This is a genomic window from Pseudomonas sp. P5_B2 (genome assembly GCF_056400445.1).
This window is the reverse complement of the sequence record NZ_JBFULH010001248.1, coordinates 1-802: the sequence shown is the minus strand read 5'-3', so window position 1 is coordinate 802 and position 802 is coordinate 1. Positions and strand designations below refer to the sequence as shown.

Annotated in this window: 1 pseudogene; it reads right to left on the bottom strand. The window is 59.0% G+C overall.

Annotated elements, in window-relative coordinates:
* Positions 1 to 72 precede the first annotated feature (72 nt).
* A pseudogene (gene cmoB, locus AC1DRJ_RS30540) lies at positions 73 to 792 on the bottom strand (tRNA 5-methoxyuridine(34)/uridine 5-oxyacetic acid(34) synthase CmoB); the annotation flags it as partial.
* Positions 793 to 802 lie beyond the last annotated feature (10 nt).

Sequence of the window (802 nt, the reverse complement as noted above, 5' to 3'; positions counted from 1 at the left end):
CTGTCTGAACTACCGCTTTCGCGAGCAAGCCCGCTCCCACATTTCGATCTCCATTGATCTGGAGATTGGGGGTTACTTACGGGCGATGATGACCGCACGCATCGGCGCCGGTAGTCCTTCGATCGTCTTGCTATGATCGTCCGGATCAAGAAAATCGCTCAGCGACTGATACTTCATCCACTCCGTCCCGCGCTGTTCTTCGACCGTGGTCACGCTCACGTCCACGCAACGTACGTCGGTAAACCCGGCACGCCGCAACCACAGCTCCAGCGCCGGTACTGATGGTAGAAACCATACGTTGCGCATCTGCGCGTAACGGTCTTCCGGCACCAGCACCTGTTGCTGATCGCCTTCGATCACCAGTGTCTCCAACACCAGTTCACCGCCCTTGACCAGGCAATCTTTGAGCGCCAGCAGATGCTCGATCGGTGAGCGGCGATGGTAGAACACGCCCATGGAAAACACGGTGTCGAAACCTTCCAGCTCTTGCGGCAGGTCTTCGAACGGGAACGGCAGGTGCCAGGCATTGGGTTCGGACAGGTAGCGTTGCACCGCCTGGAACTGGCAGAAGAACAGCCAGTTCGGATCAACGCCGATCACGCTGTCAGCCCCGGCGCCGAGCATGCGCCACATGTAGTAACCATTACCGCAGCCGACGTCGAGGATGCGTTTGCCCTTCAGATCCAGATGCGGGGCGACGCGCGACCATTTCCAGTCTGAACGCCATTCGGTGTCGACGTGCACGCCAAACAGATCAAACGGCCCTTTGCGCCACGGCGATAACCCCATCAGACCCCATCAG